The sequence below is a fragment of the Spirochaetia bacterium genome (assembly GCA_022482625.1).
Classification (GTDB): domain Bacteria; phylum Spirochaetota; class Spirochaetia; order Sphaerochaetales; family Sphaerochaetaceae; genus Pleomorphochaeta.
The window spans coordinates 445,284-471,062 of the sequence record JAKVOU010000001.1 but is presented as its reverse complement, the minus strand read 5'-3'; the positions used below and the strand labels follow the sequence as shown (position 1 = coordinate 471,062).

At 47.2% G+C, this 25,779-nt stretch carries 17 protein-coding genes; 9 read left to right on the top strand and 8 right to left on the bottom strand.

Going from position 1 to position 25,779, the window contains the following annotated elements:
- Window positions 1-54: 54 nt before the first annotated feature.
- From metA to LKE40_02090, 7 genes are all read right to left on the bottom strand, one after another.
- Window positions 55-1,008, bottom strand: a complete 954-nt coding sequence (gene metA, locus LKE40_02120) for a homoserine O-succinyltransferase (protein MCH3916279.1) — start codon at window positions 1,006-1,008, stop codon at window positions 55-57.
- On the bottom strand, window positions 999-2,291 hold the full coding sequence (locus tag LKE40_02115) for a PLP-dependent transferase (protein ID MCH3916278.1): 1,293 nt from the start codon (window positions 2,289-2,291) through the stop codon (window positions 999-1,001). The genes metA and LKE40_02115 overlap by 10 nt, the downstream gene beginning before the upstream one ends.
- Before the next feature lie 197 nt (window positions 2,292-2,488).
- The gene (locus LKE40_02110; GenBank protein MCH3916277.1) at window positions 2,489-3,712 is read right to left on the bottom strand and encodes a tyrosine-type recombinase/integrase; all 1,224 of its coding nucleotides are present in this window, start codon (window positions 3,710-3,712) and stop codon (window positions 2,489-2,491) included.
- A 674-nt stretch (window positions 3,713-4,386) separates the two neighbouring features.
- A complete protein-coding gene (locus LKE40_02105) occupies window positions 4,387-7,956 on the bottom strand; it encodes an AAA family ATPase (protein MCH3916276.1) in 3,570 nt (1,189 codons plus the stop codon).
- Window positions 7,953-9,191, bottom strand: a complete 1,239-nt coding sequence (sbcD, locus tag LKE40_02100) for an exonuclease subunit SbcD (protein MCH3916275.1) — start codon at window positions 9,189-9,191, stop codon at window positions 7,953-7,955. Before sbcD ends, LKE40_02105 begins: the two co-directional genes overlap by 4 nt.
- Window positions 9,192-9,205: 14 nt before the next feature.
- Window positions 9,206-9,679, bottom strand: a complete 474-nt coding sequence (gene smpB, locus LKE40_02095) for an SsrA-binding protein SmpB (GenBank protein MCH3916274.1) — start codon at window positions 9,677-9,679, stop codon at window positions 9,206-9,208.
- A gap of 93 nt (window positions 9,680-9,772) precedes the next feature.
- On the bottom strand, window positions 9,773-11,215 hold the full coding sequence (locus tag LKE40_02090) for a formylglycine-generating enzyme family protein (GenBank protein ID MCH3916273.1): 1,443 nt from the start codon (window positions 11,213-11,215) through the stop codon (window positions 9,773-9,775).
- Between the two features lie 65 nt (window positions 11,216-11,280).
- Between LKE40_02090 and lepB the strand changes: the two genes are divergently transcribed.
- From lepB to queA, 7 genes are all read left to right on the top strand, one after another.
- Window positions 11,281-12,288, top strand: a complete 1,008-nt coding sequence (gene lepB, locus LKE40_02085) for a signal peptidase I (GenBank protein ID MCH3916272.1) — start codon at window positions 11,281-11,283, stop codon at window positions 12,286-12,288.
- On the top strand, window positions 12,275-13,480 hold the full coding sequence (hemW, locus tag LKE40_02080; GenBank protein ID MCH3916271.1) for a radical SAM family heme chaperone HemW: 1,206 nt from the start codon (window positions 12,275-12,277) through the stop codon (window positions 13,478-13,480). Before lepB ends, hemW begins: the two co-directional genes overlap by 14 nt.
- Before the next feature lie 72 nt (window positions 13,481-13,552).
- Entirely contained in the window at window positions 13,553-14,296 is a 744-nt protein-coding gene (locus LKE40_02075; GenBank protein ID MCH3916270.1) for a YebC/PmpR family DNA-binding transcriptional regulator, read from the top strand.
- 2 nt (window positions 14,297-14,298) lie between these two features.
- Window positions 14,299-14,796 carry a crossover junction endodeoxyribonuclease RuvC gene (gene ruvC, locus LKE40_02070; GenBank protein MCH3916269.1) on the top strand — a complete coding sequence of 166 codons (498 nt, stop codon included), beginning with the start codon at window positions 14,299-14,301 and terminating at the stop codon, window positions 14,794-14,796.
- Window positions 14,793-15,431, top strand: coding sequence for a Holliday junction branch migration protein RuvA (gene ruvA / locus LKE40_02065; protein ID MCH3916268.1), 639 nt, complete (start codon window positions 14,793-14,795; stop codon window positions 15,429-15,431). The genes ruvC and ruvA overlap by 4 nt, the downstream gene beginning before the upstream one ends.
- A gap of 54 nt (window positions 15,432-15,485) precedes the next feature.
- A complete protein-coding gene (ruvB, locus tag LKE40_02060; GenBank protein ID MCH3916267.1) occupies window positions 15,486-16,529 on the top strand; it encodes a Holliday junction branch migration DNA helicase RuvB in 1,044 nt (347 codons plus the stop codon).
- Between the two features lies 1 nt (window position 16,530).
- A complete protein-coding gene (queA, locus tag LKE40_02055) occupies window positions 16,531-17,580 on the top strand; it encodes a tRNA preQ1(34) S-adenosylmethionine ribosyltransferase-isomerase QueA (GenBank protein ID MCH3916266.1) in 1,050 nt (349 codons plus the stop codon).
- Here the strand turns inward: queA and tmk are convergent.
- Entirely contained in the window at window positions 17,573-18,199 is a 627-nt protein-coding gene (gene tmk / locus LKE40_02050; protein MCH3916265.1) for a dTMP kinase, read from the bottom strand. The two genes, queA and tmk, sit on opposite strands and share 8 nt — an antisense overlap.
- Window positions 18,200-18,373: 174 nt before the next feature.
- On the opposite strand from tmk, the gene LKE40_02045 reads away from it, so the two are divergent.
- The gene (locus LKE40_02045) at window positions 18,374-23,137 is read left to right on the top strand and encodes a translocation/assembly module TamB (protein MCH3916264.1); all 4,764 of its coding nucleotides are present in this window, start codon (window positions 18,374-18,376) and stop codon (window positions 23,135-23,137) included.
- Between the two features lie 38 nt (window positions 23,138-23,175).
- Window positions 23,176-25,695 (top strand): outer membrane protein assembly factor BamA, encoded by a 2,520-nt coding sequence (gene bamA / locus LKE40_02040; protein MCH3916263.1) that lies wholly within the window; start codon window positions 23,176-23,178, stop codon window positions 25,693-25,695.
- Window positions 25,696-25,779: the final 84 nt, after the last annotated feature.

Genomic DNA, 25,779 nt, shown 5'->3' with positions numbered 1-25,779 from the left:
ATATTGATAGGTTCCAAGGCCCGTTTCCCGTAGGTGAAAGCCTCGCATTTTATATCATTCGGCATAAAATATCTTATGCTGGTCCTTGCTTGTTCCTGCAAGCTTGAGCTCGAACGGTGTAGTCTGGTAGACAAAATAATTCAACCAGTTGGAGAATAGAAGATTGGCATGTCCTCGCCAGGTCATGATGGGCGTCTTCGTATCGTCATCATCTGGGAAATAATTGTACGGTACCTGGATAGGAAGTCCCTTTTCTTTGTCACGGAAATATTCATCGCTCAATGTCAGCCTGTCGTATTCACTGTGTCCGGTTATGAAAATCTGTTTCCCCTTGTCATTGGAGATTGCATATGGACCTGCCTCCTCCGATGCTGCGAGGATCTTCAGTTCATGCACATGCTCGATATCTGAACGGAGTACCGTCGTATAACGGGAATGGGGCACAAGGAAGACTTCATCGAAACCACGCAGGAGAATCGGATGGTCGTAGGTAACCTTATGCTTATAGACCCCGAACAGCTTCTTTTTCAACGGTACTTTGTGAATTCCATAGTGATAATACAACCCTGCCTGGGCTCCCCAGCAGATATGGAAAGTGGAATGCACATGTGTCTTGCTCCATTCCATGATCTTGCACAGCTCGCCCCAATATTCCACTTGCTCGAAGGGTAGCTGTTCGACAGGAGCTCCTGTTATGATCATCCCGTCATAGTGGTTTTTCTTGATATCAGCAAAAGTCTTGTAGAAAGCAAGCATATGTTCGGCACTGGTGTTCTTGCTTTCATGTGTGCTCATTTGGATGAGGTCGACTTCAACTTGCAGAGGACTGTTGCCCAGCAGTCTGGCCAACTGTGTTTCCGTACTGATCTTTGTAGGCATCAGGTTGACGATTGCAATACGAAGCGGACGGATGTCCTGGCTATAGGCCCGTCCTTCTTCCATGGTAAATATATTCTCGCGCTCAAGTACAACTTTTGCTGGCAGATCATTGGGAATTTTTATCGGCATGTAGCTACCTTGTCCAGTGCCTGCCGCAGATCTGCAATGATATCATCGATATCTTCGATACCGACACTGAGTCGGATGAAACCAGGACTGATGCCGGCAGCTTCAAGCTGTTCATCGGTCAGCTGACGATGGGTAGTAGAAGCAGGATGCAGGACCGAGGTCCGTGCATCGGCAACATGGACGACGATTTCGGCCAGTTCAAGCGAATCCATGAATACGGTCGCAGCTTTCCTACCGCCAGCCATGACAAAGGAAACGACACCACCGGCCATACCGCCGCGCAGGTACTTCTGAGCCAGGCGATAATCTTTGCTTTCCTTGAGACCTGGATAATCGACGCTTTCAATCTGCGGACAGGTTTGTAGGAAAGTGGCAACAGCAAAGGCATTTTCACAATGACGGGGCATCCTCAGATGCAATGTTTCAAGTCCCAGATTGAGTAGAAAAGCTGCTGTCGGTTGAGGGCTGCAGCCTAAATCACGAAGAAGTTGAGTCCTTGCCTTGACAATATATGCTTCCTTGCCGAACTTGCTTGTATAGACTACGCCGTGGTAGGAAGGATCCGGCTGGGAAAGTTGTGGGAACCTGCCATCCTTTTCCCAATCGAAGTTGCCGCTGTCTACGACGACGCCGCCGACAACTGTCGCATGTCCGTCCATGTACTTTGTGGTGGAATGGATGACGATATCGGCACCCCAGTGGAAGGGATTGCAGAGGATGGGTGTAGCGAATGTATTGTCGACGATCAGAGGGACTCCGTGTCCATGGGCAATGGTAGCAAAACGTTCGATATCCAATACGACTAAGTCCGGATTGGATAGTGTTTCCCCGAAAAGCAGCCGTGTATGGGTGTCAAAGCAGGTACTTATCTGCAGATCTGTCATTTCAGATGAAATGAAACGTGTTTCGATACCAAGCTTTTTCAGCGTCACTGCAAGAAGGTTGGTCGTCCCGCCATAGACATCGTTCATGCAGACTACATTATCTCCTGCTTCCGTGATATTGAGGACTGCAATGAGCGTAGCTGCTTGTCCGCTGGAAGTACATAAGGCACCGACGCCACCCTCAAGGTCTGCGATTTTACTTTCGACACATGCCACGGTAGGGTTGGAAATCCTTGAATACATATGTCCCGGCTCTTCCAGGTCAAACAGTTTTGCCAACTGTGTGGAACTGGTATACCTGTATGTCGTGCTCTGGCAGATAGGTAGAACCCTTGGCTCTCCGTTTTTCGGAACATAACCGCTTTGGATGCATTTGGTAGCCAACTTGTATCTACTCATTCTATGTGTAAACTCCTAAGATAATGTAATACTGAAAAATACCATGGCAAATGGCAGACTTGCAACCATATTGCCAAAAAAAAGTCCGGTTTCTATACCGGAATATCCCCTTGCAGTGGGGTATATGTATCACTATACCCCTTGATGGCAAAAAAGGCAAAAGGTAAATGATTTTTCTAAACTAGTTTTATGGCCAGTCACTCCTTGCCATCTACAGTGGAAGAAACTGAAAGGAAAGGCATGATCTGCTGTTCCTGAGCTGTTCTGAGACTTGCAAGGGCATTGTCGCTGATATGTGTATACATATCAGAAAGTGCTTCGCTGCTGTGCCCGATGGTGAGACGCAGCAGATATTCATCGACAGAACCACGCAGCAGGGTATTTGCCATATGCCTTAGGCTATGGAAACTTATATTTCTGGTCTCAATTTCCTCTGCAGTAAGGATGTCTGCTTTTGACAATGCCTTGTGGAGTTGCGTAGAGAAGTAATGGCTTGAAACCGGTCCTCCGGATTTTCTGCTCCAGAAGACCAATCCTGTGGCATACGGATTTTGCTTTGCAAAGGAAACCAACTGTTCACAAAGCCATGAAGGGCAGGGGACGGTCCTTGCCTTTTTCCCTTTGGGGAGTTTCATTCCGGCAATATTGGCATATGCAGCATCTACGGCAATCATGCCATCATGTATCTGGGAAGTGCGCAGTGCGCGCAGTTCCCCTGAACGCATGCCTGTCAACAGTGAAAGGCAGCAGGAGAGATAGGGACGTCGATCGGAGAGTCCGTCCAGATAGGCAATGAGCCGTTGTGTTTCACTCTGATCCAATATGCCCCGTATTTTGTGCCCCGCGCTGAGATTCTCAATGCGTATGATGACATCGGCAGGAAGCAGTGAAAGTTTCTGGGCATATCCTAGTGCCTGTCCAAGGGCTCCCATGATCAGATTGATTGTTGCATGGGCAAGCTTGCCGTCATCAGCAAGCTTTTGCTGGAGTTGCTCGAGATATGGAGTAGTAACCTGCTGTACGGACATATTCCTGTCAATCAATGGAATGAGATGATTGGCAATTAGGTTTCTTCTTGTAGAAACATAATCAGGTGAGACACTGTCAGCATCAAGCATCCTGCGTCGGACATAGTAGGGACTGTGATCCCAATCAAAGAACTCAAGCAAAAAAGAACGCAGGGAAGTTGTTTCAGGCTTTCCTAGCATAGCCTGTTTCTGTTCAAGCAGCGTATTGGCAATGAGCACTGCTTCTTCTTTCCTTGTCACGTGGGCAAAGCCCAAGCCCGACTTGGCTTTGAGCTTGTCTATGCTTTTTTTCGTACCACGTCTGCCTGTTGCAGCATCCCTGAATGTCACGTAGAAGTAGGCATTGTCCCTTTGCTTCAGTTTGCAGATGGTGAATGGTGCTGGATTGCTCATTTTTACGTGTATCCTCCGTCTGGATAAATGCTCAATAATTTGCTCAATATTGGAATAATAGAGAAAAATTCCTATGTTTTATAATTATTATTAATTCTTTATTTATAATATATTATATTCATTTTTTATGTCAATTAATAAAATCTAGTACTTACTGAATATAAGTAAGTACTAAAAATGAATATATAATATTTTTGATATGTATAAAAAATAAATATACATAAAATATTCTTATTTTATGCAATATTGTTATATATAAATAATAATTTTATTTAAGAATAATTGTCTAATTTATGACTAATATTGTGTATTTATTTTGACTTTGAAAATAAATATTTAAAAAAATTTCCTTATTTTTTGAAATTTAATTGATATAATTATTTTTATTTGTATACATAAAATTATTAAAATATTTAATATTCTATAATTTATACATAAATTTAATGTTTCTAATTAATTTTATATACTATGTATATTTTTACTAACACATTTTAAATACTGTTGTTTTTGATAGTGTACTTATCTAAAAAGGTGAATTCAATCTATAGGTACATAGGTCTTGATGACGTCAAAAAGGAAAGGGCAAAGTCCTGTAACGCTGACTGTCCAGTGTGGGTAGATATGTAAAGGAAGGTGTAAAGAAAAATGGACGATGGGGGAAAATGCTCCTGTAGTTACAGGTATGAAACACCGGGGCCTTCGATACGTGAAGAGCCTTCGCCTTTCCTACGGAGAAGCAGTTGGATGTTGATTACTTCCCTGAGCTTGTCAACATGGCTGATGATACCGATAAGCTTGCCGCCTTGGGCAAAGTTTCCCAGGGCATTCATGGCGGTATCGAGCAATTCATCATCCAAGGTGCCGAAGCCTTCATCAAGGAATAAAGTATCAATGCCGTCTTCCTTTGACATCATCTGGCTCAGGGCGAGGGCAAGGGCGAGTGAAACCAGGAAGGTTTCCCCGCCGGAAAGATTGCTGGCCGGGCGCACGATTCCACCCATGTAGCTGTCGACGACTGAGATATCAAGGCTGTCGGATTCGGTATCGTCGGCAAGCTGGTATCTGTCATTGAGCAATTCAAGCTTTGTATTTGCGGACTTGAGCAATGCAGAAAGCGTGATACCTTGGGCAAGTTTCCTGAACTTGGTACCGTCACTGCTTCCCAAAAGGGAATTGAACTGTTTCCATTTTTCTGTGATCTGTTCCTGGTCTGTTACCTGAGTAAACTTCGTCCTGTATCTTTGCCTGTTTTGCCGATCGGTTTCCAGCTGGGCGCCGATGGCTCCCTGCTGCTCTGTCAGGGCCGTGATTTCCTGTGCTATGGTTTCAGATCTGTCACGTACAGACTCTTCTTCCTGTTTCGGCCTTGTCTGTTCCAGTTCATCAAGGGCCTGCAGATGCAGTTGCTTCCTGGTCTGATATTCCTGCTGTTGTGTTTCAAAGGACTTTGTCTCTTCCGTTATTGCAGAAAGTTGGCTTTCATCCAATTTTGCTGCAAGCATTGTTGCGATATCTGAAAAACCATGTGCCGAAAGCTTCTCTTCCAAATTTTTCCTATAGGTCGACTGCAGATCCAGCTGTTCATCCCGTGATGTAGCAAGAGATGCAAGCAGGGCTGTCTGGGAAGCAATCTCTTCCTTGCAGGTTGCGAGTCTTGCCTGTACTTCTCTTTCTTCTGTACGTCGTTTTTCCAATCGTTCTTCTGCAGCTTTCTGTTCTGCTTCACAGTTACGGTTGCCAAAAAGTTCCGTTCTTTCCGTCCGCAGTCCAGCAAGTTTTTGCTGCAGTGCTGCCAGTTGATTCCTGTCTGATCCAAGCCTTGTAAGCTGTGCCGTGAGATTCAGTGTAGCATGCTGAAGTCGATCTTCAAGTTCTGCGAGGTCAATCTTTGCAAGTGTCGCAGTTTGTTCTTGGAAAGCAGCACGCAGGCCTTTCAGGCTTGCTGCATCCAACTTGTCATATGTAGCAAAGGGAAGGAGTGCATCTTCTGTACGTTTCAGCTTGCTTTCTATGGCATCAGCATCTTTTCTTGATCGCTCTTCGTCTTTTCCTAGAGATTCCAGCTGCTGGCGAAGTTTATCTGTTTCCTTCTGAGAATCAGCAAGGGCCTTCTGTGCAGTCTGCTGAGCTTTTGTCAGCTTTGAAATAGCTTGGTTTGCTGCTTCCTTATCCTTATTGAGCCTTTTCACCTTTAGTGCAAGGCTGCCGTACTCTTTTTCCAGCACTTCCTGCTTTTCAGGCAGCCGTGCCGGGACAATCCCGAATTCATGGTTGATGCTGTCAGAGAGCGCTGTCCGTGTCTTTTTGTCAGCACTGAGAAGGGCTTGTGTCAAAGACAGCTTTCCTTTTGCCTCATGCAGGCTTTCCTGAAGCTTTTCCAGTTGTGTTTCGGCAACTGAAACCTTCTTTCTGATTGCCATGAGATCTTCTGCAGGAGAAGCAACGGGCTTCGGGTGGGAAACTGAACCGCAGAGAGGGCAAGGGTGTCCTTCTTGCAGCAATGAAACATAGCCGGAGAGTCCGGCAAGTTTCTCCGCCATGCCAAGGTTTTCCTTGTATCCTGCTACAAGCTCTTTCTGTTTCTCATAGAGTCGGCTGCAATGTTGCTGTTCATTTTCTTCCTGTTCTTCTTGCACCGTAAGGGAAGTGATTTTTTCTTCAAGGGATTCCATTTGCGAGGAAAAGGCTGAAGCATCCTCGACCAGTTTCTGCAGACGGCCAACTTCCTGCCTTTGCTGTTCCAGTGTTTCGGCATCAGGAAATGTTGCAAGGCGATGTGTGGCTTCATCAAGTTCTGACGTTGCTGCGGCAGACTCCAGTGCAAGGGTTTCCTTGCTGTCTGATTTCTCTGTCAATTCTTTTGAGATTTCGACCTGTTCCTGTGCAGCGTTCTGGATCTGTTTTTTTGTAACAGCCAGATTTTTTAAAAACTCATCTCTTCGTGTGCGGGCGTCAAGGTAGAGCGAAAGTTCTTCTACCAGCAGTACATCTGCTTCATGTTCTTTCAAGTAATGTTTTGCAAATTCAACCTTTTTTGTTTGTTCTGCAATTCTTTCTTTCAGTTTTTCCACCTGTTCGCGCTGGCTCTCCGCTTCGTCGGTTTCTTTTTCTACCAAACCTGTCAACATGGTCGACGAGTCTGTCAAGGAAGTTATTTTGCTGTCGATGGGGCGTATTTTGGCAGTCAGCTCATTGAGCTTTTCATTGGATTCCTTTTCTTTGCTGAAGGCAGAGGTTGCCTGACTGGACTCGGTTTCATAGTGTGCAAGATCGCTGGTCAAGGCTTCCAGCTTCTTTTCGGCCGTTTCTCTTTTTGCTGACAGTTCTTGAAGTTGGGTATTGCAAAGGTCCAGCAAGGTATAGCTTGGTAGGCACCCGACAGCTTCCTGATGCCAACCAAGTCTTTCTTTCTGCTTGCCATAGTTGTCTTTTCCAGTGTCAATCTGGAGGGCAAGTTCTTCCAAGTCTTTTTCTTTTTCGGCCTGTTTCTGCATTGAAGCGTACCAGGCAAGTATCTGCTGCAGTCCTTTTTCTTCAGCAGACAACTGCAAGAGCCTATCAGCTGCCTGACTCTTTTTAGACTGTAATGCTGCAAGTTGCTGGTCATCCAGAAGGATTATCTGGCCCAAGCCTTCCCTGAGCTTGTCAAGCTTTGCTTCTTCATCCTTATACAGGGCATAGATCTGGCTTCCTATCTTTGAGTAGATGTCAGTTCCTGTGATTTGTTCCAGGATAGTGGCCCGGTCTTTTTCGTCACAGAGCAGGAACTTGCTGAATTCTCCTTGGGAAAGCAGCATGGAACGGGTAAACTGGTCAAAATCCATGCCGATGAGCCTACTTATCTGGTCATTGTATCCCGATACCCTGTCATAAAGTATCTTTCCTGTCAGCAATGAGAGTTCCCTTTTTGGGGCTTGTAGCTTTCCTGAGGAAGCATACCTGCCTCTATGCTGTGAAAAAAGCGATACATAGACGTTGTTGCCCTTTGCAAAGGTCAACTTGGCATAGCAGGAACCGCTGTCCCTGTTCATAAGTTCATTGGAAGTCGCAGAAACGTTGGCAATCCTCGGAGTCCTTGCAAAGAGGGCAAGGCAGATGGCATCAAAAATGCTTGTCTTGCCGCTTCCTGTATCGCCGGTGATGAGGAAAAGCCCGTCCTGTACCAAGGATGGATCAGTAAAGTCAATTTTCCACTTTCCTTTCAAGGAGTTGATGTTTTCTCCTTCGATGCTCTGGATTCTCATGTTTCCTCAGCCTTCGCAGCAAGAGCTGCGGCATATGCAAGATCGAACAGCGGTTTATAGCGTAACGCATTGTCTTTGCCTACGATCTGCTCGAATACAATTTCCGGTGTCAGTTCATCCAAACGTATCGAAGCATCTTGTGCGGTCAATTTGCCAAGGGAACGCAAGGACTTTATTTGGCTGAGTACCCATTCCCCATCCAATGCGGACAGATGATCCTGTACGTCTTTCTTGAGGGAGGGAAGCGGTTTCTCACCTTTGTAGATGATTTCAACATAGGTGGTCGGTCTGACCAGGTCCGTCAGGTTTTTTCTTTCTTTGGCATAGGTGTCGATCTTTGTAAGTATTTCATCCAGTCCGGTACCTGTTGCCTGCAGCAGGGAAAGGAAACAAGGTATGGCAACTGGGGAGACCTTTGGTGTTTTGCCGTCGAAGTCTATCAGCAGCATCTGTTTTCTGCCATGTTCACCGAACCCAAGGCTGATAGGGCTGCCGCAGTATCGGATGGCTTCATTTTGTGCGACCACATGGGGAAGGTGGATATGCCCGAGGGCCATATAATCGCAGAAGGCAGGGAAAATGGAAGGATTGACCGTATCCAGGCCTCCGATATACAAATCCCTTACCCCGGCGCCTTTGTCTATGCTTTCTGCAGAGGAGCCTGCAGCAGAGAGATGTGCCATGCCTATGGTAGGCAAAAGAGGATCAAACTTTGCTTCCATCAGCTCCTGTGCATGCCGGAAATGTGCGGCAATGGCATTTGACAGGGCAGCCCTCAGGTCCTGTGTGCTGGCTTCTCCCTGGCTGTTCCGTATTTCCCTTTCCCGCAGGAATGGGGCTGCCAGTACTTGAAGAGCCGGCTTTCCGTTGCGGTCTGTGAGTGTGAGCAGTTCATCAGCAGGATTGCAGGAAGTGACGATGTGCAGGCCATAAGGTGAGAAAATCCGGGCAAGCATGGACAATACTGCGGGACTGTCATGGTTGCCGCTGGTTACGACGATGTGAGAAAGGCCTGTGGTCTGGAGCAGGTCAAACATATGCCCGTAGAACATTTTCTGACTTTGTGCGGAAGGAGACCTGGTGTCAAAGACATCACCGCTTATCAGCAGGACATCGACCTGGCGGTCAATGACTATCTGTCGCAGAAATCCCATGAAGGCTTCATGCACATCAGGAATCCTCATGTTTCCTATCTGCTTGCCTATGTGCCAGTCGCTGGTATGCAAGACCCTCACAGGATTTCCTCCTTCTAATAGTTCAGGCGCTTCAGTTCCCTTTTTGCATCCCGTTTCATGTCGCGTTCCTTGATTGCATCCCGTTTGTCATGCAACGCCTTGCCTCTTGCAAGGCCGATCTCCATCTTGACAAGGTTGCCCTTCAGATAGACGCGGATAGGAACGAGCGTCAGTCCCTTTTCTTCTGTTTTTCTCTTCAGCCGCTTGATTTCCTGCTTGTGCGCAAGCAGGACCCTTGGCCCTGAAGGTATATGATTGAAAATGGACCCCTGTTTGTAAGGCTGTATGGTAAATTGCAGAAGCCTAAGCTGTCCGTTTTCAATTGTCACATAGCTGTCAGTGAAAGAAAAACGACCCTCACGCATGCTCTTCACTTCTGTTCCGGAAAGGCTCATGCCGCATTCGAGGGTTTCAAGTATCTCATAATTGAAGAATGCTTTCTTGTTTCGCTGCAGTACTTTGATATCCTGTTTGCCTGTCTTGGACATGCTGCTCACCTCACTCATAAAATGGACAAGGGGCAGTATACTGCAAAAAACATTCCAAGACAAAGGGGGTAGGTGGGAAGGATCTGCAGCAGCCTATTGCCAGGCAAGACGGAAGCCCAGCGTAGGATTCAGCCTTGTGGGACCAACGGCACCGACGGTATGTCGGGAAACGGAGTCATCGAGTACTGAACCACCCTTTACGATGTAGTCACAGGCCAGGCTTCTGTCTGCAAGTTCTCCTTCAAGAGTTGATTTGTTCGCAGGGACCAGACGTGCAAGCGGCACGTAGGGAGTTGAAGTCATTTCCCATACACCGCCCATCATCATCTTGAAACGTGCGTTCGAATCATCAAGGTTGACCAAGGAAAGGGCAAAATTACTCTGATTGAGATAAGAGGCTTCCTCCCACATTTCTTCCGTAGGAAGGAAACAGGTACGGCCGCTTTTCTTGCTTGCCCAAGCACAGAATGCCTTTGCAGCCTTGAAGCTGATATTGCGTATTGCCGTCAGATTCGGTTGGGAGACTGACAGTGAGATTCCTGCAAGATAATTTTCGTCTACCAATTCTTCTTCCATGAGCTTCGTCCTGTTTTCCTTTGCCCACTCCGGATTGTCCTGGACGAACAGTGCATATTGGTATTCGCTTACCGGGAGCTGTGCAAGGGAAAAGGCCGGGACCTGTGTTTCCATGCCCAAAGAATTTGTAGTCGGATAGGAAGCTGATACTTTGTCTCCCATCAGATATGAAGCAGCTGCAAGTCTTGAACCTGTGATGGTGACTCCATTGCCGAGGGAAAGCTTGTCATCGGTTGCCTGTGGCACAAAACTTTCATCGGCAGCCTTGCCCATCTTCATACCGTCCTTGCCGTTGAAGAGGGATTGAGCTGCAGAAAAATATGCATTGCCGTCTATGCCGAGATAATCAAAGGCATTCTTTGCGTCGTCAAGCATCTGACGGCTGCTGATGAAAGCACAGGCGATTTCCATGTCCTGCTTTATGTCTTCCTTTGAAAAGGAAAGTCTGACGGCATCCTTTGCATAACCTAAGAAATATGGGATGTAGTTGTTGACCCTGTCGAAATCAAGGACAGCACTCTGGTCGATGATCTGCTGCAGGTCGAAATTCCTGAGGTCAAGTTGCTGGCTTGCATCTAGCTGAGGCTGTTCCATTGCGACTTTTTTATAGCGGAATACCAGCCAAGTAAAGAAAACGGGATGATCGATATGTATGTTCTGGGTAGAAAGGGCGATGCCACCCTTTGAAAAAGTAACCTCATGGTCACCTGATGAAATGAATGACTGTGCCGGTGTACCGCTTATGTAGGTACCATCGACGCTTACACCCACATCCTGCAGTTCACTTGTAAAGTTGACGGTTCTGCCTCCGTGCAGGATACCGGGCAGGAAACCGACAAGAAAGAGGATCAATGCCACAGCCAGGATGAAGAGGACAAGCACGTATATACCGGGCCGGATCGGCCCCCACGGCTTCAGTTTTACCGGCTCAATCTTTGGCAATTCGATCTTTTGTTTCATAGGTGAAAGGTATCTTTTCGCAACATCCTTGTCAACTGCGGCCTGTTTGGTGTACAGTTGCCCATATGGATGCGTTTCTAACCAAAGTGGAAGGCTATGCCAGCCGGTATCTGACCAAACGAAAGGCCCTGAAGCTCTATGAGCGCCAGCATGCGCCCAAGCGTACGTTCTTGGGTGAACTGAAAGGATGGGTTGATGCAATACTTTTTGCAGTTGTCGTCATCTTCATCATCAACCTCTATCTTTTCCAGCTGTTCGTCATCCCCAGTCCGTCAATGGAGAAGACCTTGCTTATCGGCGACAGGGTATTCGTCAACAAGAATATCTATGGTATGGAACTCTATCCTGACAGCAAGAAGATATTCACGGCAAACAGACGGGTACACAGGGATGATATCATCACGTTCTATAACCCTGACTACCATATCAAGGGACCGCTTTTTGATACGCTCAGCCAATTGCTGTTTTCCGCTACCTTTTCCTTGGTCAACATCGATAAGAATGCTGATGGTACGCCTGCAGAGCGTCTTTTGGTAAAACGCTGTGCAGCCTTGGAAGGAGATACGGTCAGATTCGTGGACGGCAACGTCCTCATCCGTCCTGCCGGCAGTGCTGATTTCCAGAAAGAAACTGCTTTTAGAAGCAAGAATGGACTGAGCGACGGACCGAACCGTACACTTGATTCCAGTTACTATACGGGTCTGAGGGCATGGGGAAGCCTGATAGGTTATCAGGACCTCAAGTATTCCTCCAACCAGGCACCTTCATACCTGCTCAGTGCCTATACACAGCTGAAGGACAACAAGTATCCCAGGGACATGTATCAGTTCGAAGCATCACGGACTTTGTCAAAGAGCCTGCTCCGTCCAGATGATTTTACGTTCCGCAGCGATGCGGCAAAATATCAACTGGGTGTCACGGTACCGGAAGGTTGCGTATTGCCGCTGGGTGACAACAGGGACGACAGTTCAGACGGCAGGTATTTCGGCCCGATTTCCCAGGAAAAAGTCAACGGAAGGGTCTTGGCACGCTTCTGGCCGCTCAACAGGATTGCCTATCTTGGGAACAAGTAGCCTCGGTTTACAATCTGCAGCTTCCGGTTTGTTGGCATGCATCCATGGACAGGAAGACCTTTCACTGTATATACATTTGCCTTTCTGCGGAAAAAGATGTGGTTACTGTGCCTTCTACAGTGAAGAAATGCCAGCTTGGCAGGCAAGGATACAGCCATATCTGGACAGGCTGGAAAAAGAAATCATTATGGCCCGGAATGCTTACGGGAAGCCTTTTGAAACGATATTTGTCGGTGGAGGCAATCCCGGTAACCTGACTGTCGCCCAATTGGCTCATTTGCTTAGGTCTGCTGGCCCTAGCAAGGAGACGACCTTTGAGATCAATCCTGAAAGTTTTACAGAGAAACATCTGGATCTTTTTTCCAGTGGCTTGGCCAATCGTCTGTCCATGGGTATCCAAAGCATGGACAATGCTACGCTTTCCCTGCTTGGCCGTCATGCCAGGCGGAATGACAATCTTCGGGCTCTCAGGCTTGCTTGTCAACTTCCGACGGACTGCAGGCTTTCCTTTGATCTGATGGAAGGCCTTCCAGGGCAGACGCCTGAGGGCGCCAAGGCTGATATCGATGAAGTAGTGGACATTGCTCATCCGACTCATCTTTCTCTCTATTGCCTGACACTTGAGGAAGGCACAAGACTGACAGCTCAGGTACGGGGCCATGAACTTTCTGTACCTGATGATGACCAGATGGCAGATAACCTTGGGCAACTGTGGCAATATCTGGCTTCCAAAGGTTTCCATCAATATGAAGTGTCCAACTTTGCAAAAGAGGGAGCAGCCTGTTTCCATAACCAAAGGTACTGGAGACTTCAGCCTTATCTGGGATTGGGCTGCAGTGCTGCATCGACCCTGAGGGAAAAAAGCGGCAACCTGCTGCGGCTGACTGTCAGGCAACAGTTGCCGGAATATCTCGAAGGGGCTGCTTTCAGTGGTTTTGAACTTGAAGAACTTGATCGGAAAAAGGAAGCAGAAGAATATCTGCTGGTCAAGCTCCGGACAGCAGAGGGTATTGATCGGAAACAGTTCAAGGAACGTTTCGGATTCTCTTTTTCCGACTTGCTGGAGCGGGCAGCCTATATCAATCCATCTTGGTACACTGAAGGGAAAAATACTTTTTCCCTGACAAGGGAAGGACTTCTTGTCAGTGATGCAGTCATCCTGACCCTTGCCCTTGCCCTTGACCGTATCTAGCCAATATGCTAGATTTTTATGGAATTTTTTTAAAGTTCCGATTATTCTACTTAAGAGATACAAGAGGTATATATGTCAGGACATAGCAAATGGTCGACAATCAAACACAAGAAAGGCGTCGCAGATGCAAAGCGTGGCCAGAAGTTTACGAAACTGATCAAAGAGATCACAGTTGCAGCCAAAACGGGCGGTCCTGATCCTGAATCCAATGCTGCGCTCAGGACTGCTGTCCTTAAGGCAAAAGCAGAAAACATGCCGAAAGATAACATTGAAAGGGCGATCAAGAAAGGTTCAGGTGATTCAGATACATCCACCTATTACGAACTTACCTATGAAGGGTATGCACCAGGAGGGATTGCAATCATCGTCGATACGCTTACGGACAACAAGAACCGTACTGCTGCCGACGTCCGTTCGACACTGACCAAGCTTGGCGGCTCCCTTGGGACGACAGGATGCGTCTCGTATATGTTCCAGACCAAAGGTGTCATCGACTACGATGCAGAAAAATATACAGAAGATGCAATCTTTGAAAAAGCTTTGGATCTTGGTGCAGAGGATGTCGAAACAAGTGACGGAACCATCGAGGTTACCTGTCAGCCAGCTGATTTTGCAAATGTCCTTGAAGGTATGCAGAATGCAGGTTTCGATCAGGAAAGTGCAGAGATCAACAAAATTGCAGACCAGATGATCCAGCTGGACAAGGAAAAGGCCCAGAAGATCATGAAGATAGTCGACAGGCTTGAGGATCTTGAGGACGTTCAGATGGTCTCTACGAACCTTGAATTGCCTGATGACTACGAAGACGAAGAATAACTGTGAGGATCCTTGGGATTGATCCTGGGCTGGCCAATACAGGCTGGGGCGTGGTCGACGGCATCGGCCAGCGTTTCCGGCCTGTTTCTTTTGGTGTCATAAGGACAAGCGGTGATGAAAAAGAACCGCTTAGGATTCATGACATAGCAGTGAAAATCGGGGACATTGCACAAAAGTATGCTGTTGAAACAGTCGGTATCGAGGATATATACTTTACCAGAAATATCTCCTCGGCCATTTCGGTGGCAAAGGTAATCGGTGCTGTCTGCCATGAACTTGCAGGACAGGAATTGCCGATCAGGCTGTACTCGCCCGTACAGATAAAATCAACCATTACCGGATATGGCGGAGCAGACAAGAAACAGATGCAGGAAATGGTCAGGCTTCATCTCGGACTCAAGGAAGTACCGAAGCCGGACCATGCAGCCGATGCACTTTCCGTTGCCATCTGCCTTGCTACCTTGGAGTCCAGTCGTATAAGGATGGGAAAAAGAATATGATCAACGCAGTGACGGGTGATATCGTAAACGTAAGCCAGGATATGGTTATCCTCAAGGCCGGAGCCATTGAATATCAGATTCTGATAGATGGTCAGACATCCTCGAAACTAAGCATGCTGAAAGGAGAAGACCGGCTGGCAGTGAGGCTGGTAACGTATCTGGTCCATAGGGAAGATGCAATGCTTCTCTATGGTTTCCTTGATGAGAAGACCAGGGAAATATTCCTGCAGCTTCTTTCGGTACAGGGGATCGGTGCGAGAGGTGCCCTGAAAATCCTCGGCGGTACCCAAGTCAAATCTTTTGTGCATGACTTGGATGAAGGCAATGTCAAGGCATTGTCCAAGCTTCCTGGCGTGGGTGCAAAGACTGCCCAGCGTCTTGTACTTGCCCTGCGCAATCGTCTGGTAATCGAAGATGAAACTGCAGCAGACGGCGGTGTTGCTCTCCTTACGGACTCATCCCTTCGCCCGTACCATGAGCTCATTGATGCCTTCTTGGAAATGGGGTATGACAGGAAAAGAATTGAGACAGGACTCAAGGCCATACTGACAAAGGACGAAGAAGTACTGAAGTCGCTGGACAGGGACAAGGCAGAACAGAAAATCTTCAAGGATCTCATGTTCAGTCTGAGCTAGGAGGAACGAGTGGAAGATCATACTATTGAAGACAATCTTGAAAACGTGGCACAGCTGCAGGCCAATTCTCCTGTTTCGTCCTCATTCCAGCAGGATGCAGATGAACAGGAAAACATACTTCGTCCGAAAAAGCTTTCGGATTTCCAGGGACAGCAGCAGATAAAGGACAATCTTTCCGTATTCATCAAGGCCGCACGGCAACGTGGTGAAGCTTTGGACCATACTTTTCTCATCGGGCCTCCGGGGCTCGGCAAGACGACACTTGCCTCGATCATTGCCAATGAAATGGGTACGGAAATCCGAATGACCAGTGCCCCGGCACTTGAAAAGCCGAAGGATCTGGCAGGCATACTGACAAATGTCAGCGAGGGGTCCATATTCTTCATAGATGAAATCCATAGGCTCAAGCCCGTCCTGGAGGAAATGCTCTACATTGCCATGGAAGACTTTGAGATAGACTGGGTAATAGGCCAGGGACCTGCTGCACGGACCATGAGGATCCCACTGCCTCATTTTACGCTTGTCGGGGCAACGACCAAGGCAGGGCAGGTATCTTCCCCGCTCCATTCCCGTTTCGGTATTACCTGTCATCTGAGCTATTATCAGGAAGATGACCTTTCGAACATCATTACCCGTTCGGCAAAGCTGATCGGCTGTAAAATTGATGCTGAGGCAACAAGGATGCTGGCAAAATGTTCACGTGGTACACCAAGGATAGCAAACCGTCTTCTCAGACGTATGAGGGACTTTGCGGCAATAATCGGTGACGGGACAGTGAACAGGGATGTAGTGAAGGAGAGTCTCAAACGCCTTGGCATCGATCCCAACGGACTGGAAAGCCAGGACCGTAACATACTTTCGACAATCATCAACTATTATGGCGGAGGCCCTGTCGGTGGCTCAACCCTTTGCATAAGTGTCGGCGAGGCTGTGGAATCCTTGGAAGATTTCTACGAACCTTACCTTATCCAGCAAGGCTATCTCGTCAGGACGCCAAGAGGCCGTTGTGTCACGCACAAGGCCTATGAACTGTTGGGAAAACCAATTCCTTCCGATGATTGCCGGAATAATCTTTTTACTGAGGAACAGGATAGATAACATGACTGATGAAACACAGACAGGCCTCCTGACGGAGGACTATGATTTTTACCTGCCGCCAGAACTTATTGCCCAGGTCCCTGCCGAGCGCAGGGGTGAGGACAGGCTTCTTGCAATGGACAGACAGACCGGTGCGTACAGGGACCTCATGATCAGCGATTTCCCATCGCTTCTTACCCCCGGCAGCGTGATGGTAATCAACAATTCCAAAGTAAGGAAGGCAAGGGTATACGGCAACAGCCAATATGGAGGAAAGGTGGAATTCCTGTTCCTTGAGGAACGGGAAGACCATAGCTGGAACTGCATGGTTACAAAAAGCAAGAAACAAAAGGTAGGCAAGACCTTTGTCTTTGGAAACGGCATGCAGGGAACGATAGCCGAGGAACTTGACGATGGGACGAAGATCGTTTCCTTTGACAGGCACGTTGGCGAAGATTTCTTCTTGCAATATGGACATGTACCGCTTCCTCCCTATATCAAGAGAAAGGATGATTCCTGGGATACGAAACGTTACCAGACGGTCTATGCCTCACATGAGGGAAGTGTTGCTGCCCCGACTGCCGGACTGCATTTTACTGACGGCTTGCTGGATGAAATCAGGAAAAAGGGAATTGAAATCGTAGAGGTCACCCTGCATGTCGGCATGGGGACATTCATACCGATGCGCACCAAGCAGGTAGGGGACCACCAAATGCATTTTGAACGGTACACGATAAGTGAGGAAGCCGCAGCAACCATCAATCAGGCAAGAAAGGAAGGCCGGAAGATCGTCGCAGTCGGTACGACCAGCGTCAGGACACTGGAAAGTGCCTATGATCCGGCAACCGACAGTGTGCGAAGTGGCATGAATAGGACAAATCTGTTCATAAAGCCAGGTTTTGCTTATCGGGTAGTGAACCAGTTGCTGACTAATTTCCATACTCCTGAATCCACCTTGCTGGTTCTTGTGTCCGTCTTTGCAGGAAGGAAGCATATCCTTGATGCCTATGCCCATGCCGTAGAGCAGCAGTACCATTTCTTCAGTTACGGGGACGCAATGTTCCTTATGTAGAAAGCGGTACAGCCCTGTGCCATTGCTGCAGGATCTCTGCGGTGATGGCATCGGGGCCCAAGGTACCGTCGATCTTGATCAGGCATATGCCGGAGTCGAGCTCTGAAAGTATTTTCCTGTAGTTTGCCTCGACTTTTTCAAGAAAAGCCTGCTTTTCAAATATTTCCTTGCAATTGCCGCGCTTCTCTATTCTCTGCATGCATACTGCTACCGGTGTATCTATGAATATAAGCTTTTCAGGAAGTGGAAAACGGTTGAGCAATGCTACCTGTGCATAGCCGATTCCGATGCTCTGGTAGGCAAGGGAAGAAAAAAGATAACGGTCACTCAGTACGGTATAGCCTTCTTTCAATCTTGCTATGATTCCATCATTTTCATGAAAAAGATGGTCTTCTCTGTCAGCACTGTAGAGTCTTGCCAGCGCACCGGGCGTCGTCTTGATCTGACCGCTGAGAAACTGACGGATAAGGCAACCTATGGGACCCGTAGTAGGCTCACAGGTGATGAAAGTCTTTTTACCCTCATCTGTGAGGATTTTATCCAGTGCCTTGAGCTGTGTTGTGGTACCTGACCCATCCAGGCCTTCAATGACCACAAAATTCTTTAGTATGGTTGGCATGTTCCTTCCTTGTCTGATTCATGTCGACCGGTTCCGGCAGGCAGGAAACACCCTGATTTTATCGGGGACACCGCCCGATGTAAACCTATCGGTCTCTTTTTTCTCCTGCAGTCGGTTGAAAAAGATACATAAAAAGGTAATCATGAAGTATACTGGCGACAGAGGAAACGGAACGTGAAATACCATAGCAACAGGCAGACGGTCTGGGTAATGACCATGATTCTTTGCGTTGTCCTAGCCTTGGTCTATTGTGGCCAGAGGTATGCCCGTCTATATTCACCTATTGAAATCACTACCGATGCCCTCCTTGATCCTATTCAGCTGCCCGATGATTTCCAACTCAGCATAGGACAGATGAATTCGTCCTTCCTTTCCCATCAGGTTTTCCATGATATTACGCTTACCCATCAAGGTAAGACACTTCTCCATGTGACTACTATGGAAGCTTCCCATTCCCTTGTGGACAATATAGCTGTTTTCTTCGGTCATAAGGCCCAAGTGGACCTTGTGCTTGATGGCGTTACCTTGAATCTGGAGCAGGGGGAAGCAAATGACGGTTCATCCCAGGTGCAGATGGACTGGATATTGTCAAAGATCGAGGGATTCATTGCTTCCGGTCACTTCAATATCGCTTCCGTTTTGCCACAGAAGCTGCTTGGCTCATCTTTCCGTATAGGACTTGCCGATGGACAAGTAGAAATCAAGGGGACAGGCTACCACTCCCGAATCCATCTTTCTTCCCTTGTATTCTTTTTAAATGAGACTGGAGATATAACAAATGTCCAGGTAAAGGGAAACGAGGGTATCATTGGGGTCAAAGACGGGCGGGCAAAGTTGGATTCCTTCAACCTGCTTTGGGAAAATGACAAACTTTCCCTGTATCTTCAGAATATTTCTTTTGCTGGTACTTCCTATGCAGGAAGCCTGAAAAAGCTACATATTGCCTATGGCCTGGCTCAACCTGGCAATGTCACGGTAGAAGGGACAGGTGCAGTCGCATCCGCCGCTGGTGGCAATATTGATGTTTCTTCTTTTTCTGCCGGCCTGGTTACCAACCTGAGGGATTTTTCCGTCCATCTGAAGATGGATGACATTGCGTTCACAAGCAGTCAGGCGAATGCTACGATGACTGACTTGGATCTGGCAGTTTCCTATGTAGACAAACAGCTGCAGCTGGTCGTGCACAAGGGAAACAAAGCTTCCTGTACATTGTTGGGGAAAGAACATCTGGAACTTGGTACGGAAGACCTGCAGCTGGTCCTGCTCTGCAATGGGACTTTGCCGACTTCCTTGAAGGGAACCCTTGAAAAGCTTACGTTTGCAGGCAGCAAATATGATGGCACTGCCGGCAATCTCGGCCTTGAGGTGGCCGGGACGCCTGTTTCGGACAAACCTGTGATGGGAGATGGATCCCTGCTGGAGACATTACGGAAAAATTACCATGACCTTTCACTTCAACTTTCTGGTCAGGCGGCCGGTACCATTCCTTTGCTTGGGCAAAAAGGAACCTGCAAGGTCAACCTGAAAGCAAGCAGCCGGAATAACCTTACGGCGACGAGCGTACAGCTCAAGGTATCGGATATCAGCGTGCCGACTTTCTCCCAGGATGCAGGACTTTCCCTCGGCTACCAGGGGACATTGCCTCTTGAATCAGACAAGCTGCAGATGGTTGAAGCTGATTTTGCCTATGGTGATTCCCTTCATATCAAAGGCGTCTACAGCATCTCTGGAAAATCCATCAAGGACTCATCTTTCTCCGGAGTTGTTTCCCTTGACGATTTCAAGCCTATGTCTTTCGGTCCCTTCCTTGCAACCTATGCACCGGCCTTGCATCCGTTCATCACCGATTCTACGGTGATGTGGGGAACCCTGAATATCCAGGGTTCGCTTTCACAAGGCAAAGTCGTTCCGATCGATGGTAGGATCAACGGGCAGCTGGTCTTCAATTCAGTTGCCTTTGCTTCGTCGCATTTCAATATCGGCATGACGTTGGATGCTTACATGAAATCAGATACCCTGACGGTAAATACATTCAGCCTGGGCGTACTCGGCTACCGCTTCAGCTACAAGGGTTCGATAGGATTTGATCCAATGCTGCCTAGGGGCGAACTTAGGCTGGATACTGTCAAGGACGGCAAGAATATCATGTCTGTTTCTTTCGATTCAAGCAGAAGCGGGCAGTATAGCTATCAGGTCGTGGCACCTCCGGTCCCGAGCCTGTTGATCAAAGGCATCGTTGATACAAGTACTGCACGGACGGTCACTTCCTCGCTTGACCTGACGTTGGATACCATTACTTATCCGATGTCGATCAAATTCAATATGGACAGGCTTTCCCTTTCAATCATCTCAGGGGCACAGCTGAACCTTTATGCTTCCTTCATGGGCAAGACCCATTTGTCCTTGTCCATGGACAAGCTTCCGTTGCCTTTCCTGCCGACTACTTCGATCAGCGGAGCATTCCTGGCCGATTACACGGACAAGGATACCTGGTATGCCGGTTTGCAGGATTTTGTATTTTCCTATAACGGTGGAGACTATACGTTCGGCTGTTCAGGAAAACTTACAGCGGACAGTCTCGATTTCAGTTCCATTTCCTTTGGTAGGAAACAGGCAGACGGAAAACTTGTTTCCTATAACGGGACAGCTTCTTACCATGGCAGTCCTTTCTATAAATTGATTTCTACGCGGCTTCAAGTCCCATATTCCTTCTTGCTTAGTCTGGGAGATGGACGCAGCCAGACTCTTGAACTGGTCATGGACAATACTGATACCATCCATACCAAACTGCTGCTTGACGCATCCATGCTGTCATTGGGAACATTGTTTCCTTCTCTTGGGGGGACCTCGCTCAACCTCAGGATAGCTGGAGAAACTGATTTCCGTACGGAAAATTCACTGAATGGTATCGTTGATCTCAGCAATCCTGGACAAGGCCTGAGCATGAAAAGCAACCTGAGCCTCAAGGCAGAGCAATGTACGCTCAGTTCCCTTTCATTTGCAAAGGGCAACAGTACGATTTCGGATGGAAACATAAGCATTGATTTGAAGGGCAGGACAGCAGCAGGGAAAATGAACTTTGCTTCGGTGCGCAAGGATTTCCCTGTTGATCAAAAAACCAGTGCTGACCTTGGCTTTTCTGCCGAATTCGGAAAAGTGGACATGAAATCCCTTGTAGGGCATATCAGGAAGCTGTCTCTTTCGGATTTGTCCGGCATGACGGCAAAGATATCGATTCGTAACGTACACCTGCTTGAAGATGCCAAGCCTTTTGACCGTCAGTTCAAGCTACGTGCAGAAGACAAGGTGCATATCCCTGACAATACCCTGGATATAGATTTTTCTGCCGATTCCATGCAGGTCAGCAGTACATATCTGAATGGTACCTATCATCTTGCTTCTGAGACCATGCAATTCAGTCTTAAGGATTTTGCTTCCATCAGCATGGAAGGGAAAGCAGACTTCAAAGGAAAAGGAAATTTGCTGCTGACAGATATTGATGTTCCCGTCAATCTGGGCCAGTTGCTCATGCATAATCCTGTTTTTGCTTTTGAAGGTTCCGGCATTACAGGAGAACTCAGGATCAAGGATTTCAAGACTTCGCCCAGATATTACGGAACCCTCTTCCTTGATGATTTCAGTGCAAGGACTTTTTGGACAGAAAACAGCCTGTTCCTGTTCAACAACCTTATCTTCGTTGCCAATGGGACGCGCATTGCTGCTTCATCCGTCAACGGAAACGTACAGAGGGCTGATACACATCAGCCTGTAGCCATTTCGGGAAGCTTTTCGATAGAAATGGATGGATGGGCGATGAAGTCACTGGACATGGATCTTGATATTGCTGACTACGTACCTTTCTTCCTTCCGCTTATCCAGCAGAATATCAACGTCCGCGGACAATTCAAAGGGAACTTCAGCTATCATGCTGCCGATGATGACTATTGGACAAGAGGAAAGCTCAAGATCAGCAATACCGTGGCTACGTATGGACTTGAATCATATCCGAGTTACATCGTACCAAGTAAGAAAGGAAACTTTGACTTTGATATTACCCTAGGACCAAGCGTAAGCTTCACCTATCCGAATTCTGCATCTCCGATCATGCAGGCTACATTTGCACAGAACCAGCAGTTCAGCTTTTCCTTTGCATCTTCTTCAAAGAAATTGAGCGGAAAAGGAAAGATTGACATTGCCCAGGGAGAGTTCTTCTATTTCAAGAACAATTTCTATATTGATGATGGTTCCTTTGCATTTGCAACGGACCCACAGACCGGTGCTTTTGTACCCCAACTGCAGTTTACCGCTACATACAGGGCCCTTGATGAGGACAGTAACATAGTAAACATTACACTTTCAGTGCCAAAGTCACCGCTGAATGACCTTACCATGAAATTTACGAGCAGCCCCTCACTTGCGCAGGCACAGATCATGGCTCTTCTAGGGCAAAGCCTTACAGAAAACAATTCCGTTGCATCTCTTGCAGGTGCTGCTACCAGCATGATTACAAGCCTTGGCTTCTTTGATATCAACGGTTTAAGTGAACTTAACAGGAACATTGCCAAGATATTGAACCTTGACAACTTCTCGATCAGAAGCAACATAGTAGAAAACCTCTTGGTACGTGCCATAAGCTTTGACAACACAGAAACTACATATTCACCGATGTCTTTTTATTTGAATAACACGACGATAAACATGGGAAAGTACCTTTCCAGTGATGCTTATCTGCAGATATTGTTCAACTTGATGGCCAGCAAGAAAAAGAATAAATTGAAATTCCTTGCCGACGATCTGGTGATGGATCTTCGGATCAGTTTTGAAGAAACCACTCCACTTGGCAGGATTTCTGTTTTTACCAATCCCCAGCAGTTGTCCATACCGGATGTTTTGGATACTATGGGTTTTAGTGTAACCAAGACGATTGAGTTTCGTTAACATACATGATAATGATTTATAGCTTTCAGGGAGAACCTATGAAAAGGAAGATACTGGCTCTACTGCTTCTTCTGTCTATTGTTTCTACAAGTGCATTTTCTGCTTGGTATGATGGGCTGAAGATAGATGACATCACCTATGACGGGATTATCAATGCACCTGTCGATTCGATAAAGGATATCCTCTATCAGTATAAGGGCGACAATTACAGTGATGCTCTGCTCACTGAGCTGCAGAAGAAACTGCAGGATTTGGGGTGCTTTACTTATTTTTATCCTGAAGCTACGAAAAATCCCAATGATTCCATGGGAATGATAATCAAGTTCCATTTCTATGAGATTCCTTTGCTTAGGGATGTTGTGTTCGAGGGCAACAAAAAGATAAAGGATTCGGACTTGCTGGATACTTCGGGCCTTCAGGTTGGGACTTTTTACAAAGGTACGGAAATGTCCCTTGCAAAGAAAAAGCTGGAAGACTATTACAAGAGCAAGGGATATATAAATGCTAAGATAGAGTCTTCGTTGACTTCTGATGACAAGACTTCCACGGTATCCCTGAAGTTTACCATCGACGAAGGACGGCAGGTTGTCATCGGAGAGATTGCATTCAGTGGAAATGAAAAGATTCCCAGTGATGTGCTTTCTGCCAAGGTTTCTTCCAAGACCCGGTCTTTCTTCAACAACGGGTATTATGATCCTACCACCATTGCAAGGGATGTCCAGACATTGATGGATTACTATCAGAGCCGAGGCTATGCCTTTGCCAGGGTCAGTACTCCTGAACTTGTCGATATTTCGAAGCCAGATGATACGTTTGAACGGGTCAAGGCTGTATTCCCCGTCGAAGAGGGCGAAGTCTGGAAACTTGGTTCCATTACCTTTGCAGGCAACACCGTGTATCCTACCGAAACCTTGCGCAGCAAGATTACGATGCAGAAGGGTGATGAGATGGACTTTACCAAGTTCAATGAACAACTTCAGCAGATTGCATCGCTTTACTACGACAATGGATACATCTATTTCAATATCATTCCTGAACGTACCAAGGATGAGGATAACCATGTCATCAATTTCAATCTGAAAATAACTGAAGGACCGCAGGCTACCATCCGCAAGATCATACTCAACGGAACTGGTTCTACCCAGAAAGAAGTCTATAGACGTGAGCTGACGATTCACGAGGGCGATATATTCTCAAGGGCAGCCTTGATCAAGTCAATGCAGAATCTGCAGAATACACTTTTGCTTTCCGATCTGAACTATGACATAAAGAATACTGAAGACATGAAGCAGGTCGACGTCATCTTCAACCTGACCGAGGGAGGACAGAAGAACGTACAGTTCGGTGCAACCTTCGGCGGTACGGTCACCGAGTTCCCGATAAGCGGATTCCTTACATGGACCGACAACAACTTCTCAGGAACCGGCAATGATCTTTCGCTTTCCCTTACCTTGAGTCCGTCAACCCAAAAGGTAGTACTGGGCTATACTGATGAGTGGTTCGGAGACATACCTTGGTCCAATGGTTTTACGCTTACCTTCAGGCATGCAGATGAGACAGATATCCTCCAACGCGGAGCAAACAGTCCGTACTATAGAGGCCATGCATCAGCAAAAGCCTATCCAAGTGGCTATAGCAGCTATGAGGCATATGTTGCTGCAGGCAAGGCTACCCCTGCTGCAGACGAGCTCATGGAATATGAAAGCTGGAGAGTGGCTGTCGGTTACAATACCGGATATACTTGGCGGTATGATGCCGGTTCCCTCAAAGCAAGTACAGGGCTTTCCATCGGCGTGAACAGGGCCTCATATGATGAACAATACGATCCGTATAACTATCTGATCAAACTCTATGCTGACCAGTGGCAGTTCTCCAATCTGCTTTCGATCGGTCTGAGCTGGGATGGCAGGGACTTGGTCCAGCAGACTACGAAGGGCTATTTGCTTACCCAGACCATTACCTATGCCGGAGGTGTGCTGGGTGGTATTTCAAACTATATCAAGAGTGCAACCTCATTCTCGATCTTCAGGCAGATCGGTGCGATGAAAATCAACGGCAAGAAACAGAAGACAGTTGCATCTTTTGCATCTTCAATCAGTTTCATGTTCCCGCAGTACGTGCTGAGTGACGGCAGTTGGGAAGAAGATGCCCAGAGCGGTGCAACAAGCAGTGAAATGCTCTATATCGATGGTATGACCATTGCCTTGGGCCATGATGTACTTACGGACCAGGCTTTCCTGTTTGACAACAAGTTGTCGGTTGAGACCACTTTGGTTGACAAGATGGTTGCATGGGATACATTCGTCAGCGCTACTACGGTAAAGGAATATCTTTCTGAAATGACTGGAGACCCTTCCGATTACACCTGGTATTTGGCTGCAGGAACCGGCGTCAAGGTCAAGATTCCAAGTCTTCCCATAGGGTTGTATCTTGTCAAGGATGCCACATGGACTGCATCGGATGGTTTCTCATGGGATGATGGTTCTCTCTTCGATTTCGGAAGCGGCATATTCAATGGTATGAAGATCGTCCTTTCGATTTCGACGAATCTGTTCTGACCTGCAAAGGATCGGGACCGAGGGATCTGCCTGCGGGCAGGTCCTTTTTGTTTTTTGTGATAGTTGTAGGAAAAATCCACTGAA